This is a genomic window from Pseudomonas sp., from assembly GCF_050739995.1.
Classification (GTDB): domain Bacteria; phylum Pseudomonadota; class Gammaproteobacteria; order Pseudomonadales; family Pseudomonadaceae; genus Aquipseudomonas.
On the sequence record NZ_JBOICG010000010.1, the window covers coordinates 1 to 4,553 of the forward strand.

Consider the following 4,553-nt stretch of genomic DNA (forward strand, 5'->3'; position numbering starts at 1 on the left):
GGATGGTGTTGAAGCGCGCAATGGCGTCGAACAGCTCGGCGATGTAGTCGTGCGGTTCGATCTGTGTGGTGTACGGGTTGAAGCCCAGGCCCAGTTCGTCTTCGATGAACGCGCGGGCGTTGGCTTCCCAGTCGATCTCAGGGTAGGCCGACAGGTGAGCATTGTAGTTGCCTACGGCGCCGTTGATCTTGCCCAGCAGCGGTACGGCCGCGACTTGAGCGATCTGACGCTCCAGGCGGTACACCACGTTGGCCAGTTCTTTGCCCAGGGTGGTCGGCGACGCCGGCTGGCCATGGGTGCGCGACAGCATTGGCACGTCGGCGAAGCGGATGGCCAGTTCGCGGATGGCGTTGGCGGTCTGGCGCATCAGCGGCAGCATCACGTCATCACGGCCTTCGCGCAGCATCAGGGCGTGGGACAGGTTGTTGATGTCCTCGCTGGTGCAGGCAAAGTGGATGAACTCGCTGACTTGGGCCAATTCCGGCAACTTGGCTGCTTGCTCTTTGAGCAGGTATTCGATGGCTTTTACGTCGTGGTTGGTGGTGCGCTCGATCTCTTTCACACGCTCGGCGTGCTCCAGGGAGAAGTTTTCCGCCAGGGTGTTGAGCACAGCGTTGGCTTCGGCGGAGAACGCCGGCACTTCGCTGATGGCGGGATGAGCGGCCAGGCGCTGGAGCCAGCGCACTTCAACCAGAACACGAGCACGGATCAGGCCGTATTCGCTGAAAATAGGGCGCAGGGCCTGGGTTTTGCCGGCGTAGCGGCCGTCAACAGGGGAAACCGCAGTGAGCGAAGAGAGCTGCATGGGGTGTTCTCGGACAGTCGGGCAACGAAATGGGGCGCGTATCATACATGAAAAAATCCGCCGGTCCGTCGCCAACTGACCGGCGTATTACGCGTAACGGCTTGAAAATGTCCCGTCGCTGCGACTTATTCGTTGCGCATCAACGGGTAAAGCTCTTTGAGCAATTTGCGTCGGCTGATTACCAACTGCCAACGATGGCCGCCCAACTGGCGCCACAACCGCGCCGAACGAATACCGGCCAGGAGCAGGGCGCGGATTTTCGAGGCGTTGTTCGGTTGTTGCAGGTTGCGCATGTCACCGTGCACCTGAATGCGTTGGCGCAAGGTGCTCAAGGTGTCCTGGTACAAGGCGCCGCAGGCCGCGATCACGTTCTCGTGGGCCGGGCCGAAGTGTTCCACCTGGGACTGGATTTGCGGCAAGCGTTTGCCGATGGTCTCCAGCATGTCCTCGCGCTTGGCCAATTGGCGTTCAAGGCCCAGCATTGACAGCGCGTAGCGCAGCGGCTCGCGTTGCAAGGTACTTGGATCGCGTTCCAGGGCGCCGATCAGCGCGCGATAGCCTTCTCGCAAGGCCAGATCATCGCCACCATAGACTTCCAGGGTGTCCTTGGGGTCGCGTATCAGCAGGCTGCCGAGCATGCAAGTCAGGCCTGCCTCGGTGACCTGGCCGGTCTTGGCGATCTTGTCCACCAGTACGGCCGCGAGGAAAACCCCACCCAGTGCCGTCAATTGCTCCTGGGTCGGGCTCATGCCGGGTTGCTCCAAGCTTCGGCGACTTCAATCACGCCGCCGCCCAGGCAGATTTCACCATCGTAGAACACCACGGATTGGCCAGGCGTGACCGCGCGCTGCGGGTCATCGAAGGTGGCGCGATAACCGTTGGCGGTCTTTTCCAGGGTGCAGGGTTGGTCGCTCTGACGATAGCGCACCTTGGCAGTCAGGCGGCGCGGGGTGCTGAGGTCGATCGGGTTGACCCAATAGATTTCCGAGGCCAGCAGGGCGCCTGAGAACAACAACGGATGTTCATTGCCCTGACCAACGATCAGCTCGTTGTGCTCAAGGTCCTTGACCAGCACGTACCACGGTTCTTCGCCAGCGTCTTTCAGGCCGCCAATGCCCAGGCCCTGACGCTGACCAATGGTGTGGTACATCAGGCCGTGGTGGCGGCCGATCACTTCACCTTCGGTGGTTTTGATCTCGCCCGGTTGTGCCGGCAGGTATTGCTTGAGGAAGTCGCTGAAGCGGCGCTCACCAATAAAGCAGATCCCGGTGGAATCCTTCTTCTTGGCGGTGGCCAGGCCGTGCTTCTCAGCAATCTTGCGCACTTCCGGTTTTTCCAGCTCGCCCACGGGGAACAGGGTCTTGGCAATCTGTTCGCCGCCGACTGCGTGCAGGAAGTAGCTCTGGTCCTTGTTCGGGTCCAGGCCCTTGAGCAGTTCGGTGCGGCCGTCGATATCGCGGCGGCGCACGTAGTGGCCGGTGGCAATCAGGTCGGCGCCGAGCATCATGGCGTAATCGAGGAACGCCTTGAACTTGATTTCACGGTTGCACAGGATGTCCGGGTTCGGCGTGCGGCCGGCCTTGTATTCGGCCAGGAAGTGCTCGAACACGTTATCCCAGTACTCGGCGGCGAAGTTGGCGGTGTGCAGCTTGATACCGATCTTGTCGCACACGGCCTGGGCGTCCGCCAGGTCGTCCATGGCGGTGCAGTATTCCGTTCCATCGTCTTCTTCCCAGTTCTTCATGAACAGGCCTTCCACCTCATAACCCTGCTCCATGAGCAGAACGGCGGAAACGGAAGAGTCCACGCCGCCGGACATGCCGACGATGACGCGCTTCTTTTGTGTGTCAGAAGGGGCTGGATCACGCATAGGGTTTCAACGGGTGTCTTGAAAAAGGACGCGATTCTATCAGGCTCAGGCCTTCAAGGCTAAAGAGAAGGGCGGATCAATTCGAGACTGTGGCGCTGGCCGGCCAGATAATCATCGATGCAGCGGATGATCAGCTCGCTGCGCCAGTCGTCGCGCAGGGCTATCAGTTCGTCCCGGGTCAGCCAGCGGGCGCGCACGATGCCTTCGTCGAGTTGATAGTCGGGGTGGTGTTTGAGCGCCTTGGCGATGAAGCAGACACGTTGATAGGTCACGCCGTTGCTCGGAGCGGTGTACAGGTAAATCCCGACAATACCGGTGGCTTCAACGTCCCAGCCGGTTTCTTCGAGGGTTTCGCGCACGGCGGCTTCGGTCAGGGTTTCATGCGGGTCGAGATGGCCGGCGGGCTGGTTGAGTACGGCGCGGCCGCCCTTGAGTTCTTCGACCATCAGGAAGCGGCCGTCGTCTTCGACGATGGTGGCGACGGTGATGTGGGGTTGCCAGGTCATGGGGAAACCTCGATTTAGCAATATGGCGCGGTCAGTGTGGGAGCGGGCTTGCTCGCGAATGCGGTGGATCAGTGAATGCATCTTTGATTGGCTCACTGCATTCGCGAGCAAGCCCGCTCCCACATTTTGATTCGGGTTATTCAGTAAAGCTGCTGTGTCTGCAAACAAAAACCCCAGCACTAGGCCGGGGCTTCTTTGCATCCTTACAACCTTACTTCAACTTGGCAATGGCCGCGTTGAGGGTGTTGCTTGGGCGCATGGCTTTGCTGGTCAGTTCCGGGTTCGGCGCGTAGTAGCCGCCGATGTCCACTGGCTTGCCCTGTACAGCGTTCAGCTCGGCAACGATGGTTGCCTCGTTTTCACTCAGGGTCTTGGCCAGTTCGCCGAACTGCGCTTGCAGGGCAGCGTCTTCGGTCTGGGCTGCCAGGGCTTGTGCCCAGTACAGCGCCAGGTAGAAGTGGCTGCCGCGGTTGTCGATGTTGCCGACTTTGCGCGATGGCGACTTGTTGTTGTCGAGGAACTGCCCGGTAGCCTGGTCCAGGGTCTTGGACAGTACCAGGGCTTTCGGGTTGTTGTAGGTCACGCCCAGGTGCTCAAGGGACGCGGCCAGGGCCAGGAACTCGCCCAGGGAATCCCAGCGCAGGAAGTTTTCTTCCAGCAGTTGCTGCACGTGCTTCGGCGCCGAACCGCCAGCGCCGGTTTCGAACAGGCCGCCGCCGTTCATCAGCGGCACGATCGACAGCATCTTGGCGCTGGTGCCCAGCTCCATGATCGGGAACAGGTCGGTCAGGTAGTCGCGCAGTACGTTACCGGTCACCGAGATGGTGTCCTGGCCCGCACGGATGCGCTGCAGGGAAACCTTCATGGCCTCGACAGGCGGCAGGACGCGGATGTCCAGGCCAGCGGTGTCGTGGTCTTTCAGGTACTTCTGGACCTTCTCGATCAGCACGCCGTCGTGGGCACGCTGCGGGTCGAGCCAGAACAGCGCCGGCGTGTTGCTGGCGCGAGCGCGGTTGACGGCCAGCTTGACCCAGTCCTGGATCGGCGCGTCTTTGGTCTGGCACATGCGGAAGATGTCGCCGGCTTCGACTTCCTGCGACAGCAGCAGGTTGCCCTTGCCGTCAACCACGCGGATTACGCCGTCGGCCTTGGCCTGGAAGGTCTTGTCGTGGGAGCCGTACTCTTCGGCTTTCTGCGCCATCAGGCCAACGTTCGGTACGCTGCCCATGGTGGTCGGATCGAAGGCGCCGTGTTGCTTGCAGTCTTCGATAACGGCCTGGTAGATGGTCGCGTAGCAGCGATCCGGGATCACTGCCTTGGTGTCCTGCAGCTGGCCTTCGGTGTTCCACATCTTGCCCGAGTCACGGATCAT

The 4,553-nt window shown here is 61.0% G+C and carries 5 protein-coding genes; all 5 read right to left on the reverse strand.

Annotated features, from left to right (window positions below):
* Positions 1-805 (reverse strand): lyase family protein (locus ACRESD_RS00205; protein WP_431749090.1); only part of this gene is annotated, 805 nt, incomplete at its 3' end.
* Positions 806-930: 125 nt separating this feature from the next.
* Positions 931-1,554, reverse strand: coding sequence for a high frequency lysogenization protein HflD (hflD, locus tag ACRESD_RS00210; protein WP_016969254.1), 624 nt, complete (start codon positions 1,552-1,554; stop codon positions 931-933).
* Positions 1,551-2,675 carry a tRNA 2-thiouridine(34) synthase MnmA gene (mnmA, locus tag ACRESD_RS00215; RefSeq protein ID WP_431749091.1) on the reverse strand — a complete coding sequence of 375 codons (1,125 nt, stop codon included), beginning with the start codon at positions 2,673-2,675 and terminating at the stop codon, positions 1,551-1,553. The genes hflD and mnmA overlap by 4 nt, the downstream gene beginning before the upstream one ends.
* Positions 2,676-2,734: 59 nt before the next feature.
* Positions 2,735-3,181 carry an NUDIX hydrolase gene (locus ACRESD_RS00220; RefSeq protein ID WP_431749092.1) on the reverse strand — a complete coding sequence of 149 codons (447 nt, stop codon included), beginning with the start codon at positions 3,179-3,181 and terminating at the stop codon, positions 2,735-2,737.
* A gap of 211 nt (positions 3,182-3,392) precedes the next feature.
* Positions 3,393-4,553, reverse strand: a 1,161-nt coding sequence (locus ACRESD_RS00225; RefSeq protein WP_431749093.1) for an NADP-dependent isocitrate dehydrogenase, incomplete at its 5' end; no start/stop codon positions are given.

What these genes read in the sequence shown, in the direction of transcription:
- hflD (WP_016969254.1), bottom strand. Translation starts at nt 1,554, where the DNA reads ATGAGCCCGACCCAGGAGCAATTGACGGCACTGGGTGGGGTTTTCCTC.
- ACRESD_RS00220 (WP_431749092.1), bottom strand. Translation starts at nt 3,181, where the DNA reads ATGACCTGGCAACCCCACATCACCGTCGCCACCATCGTCGAAGACGAC.
- mnmA (WP_431749091.1), bottom strand. Translation starts at nt 2,675, where the DNA reads ATGCGTGATCCAGCCCCTTCTGACACACAAAAGAAGCGCGTCATCGTC.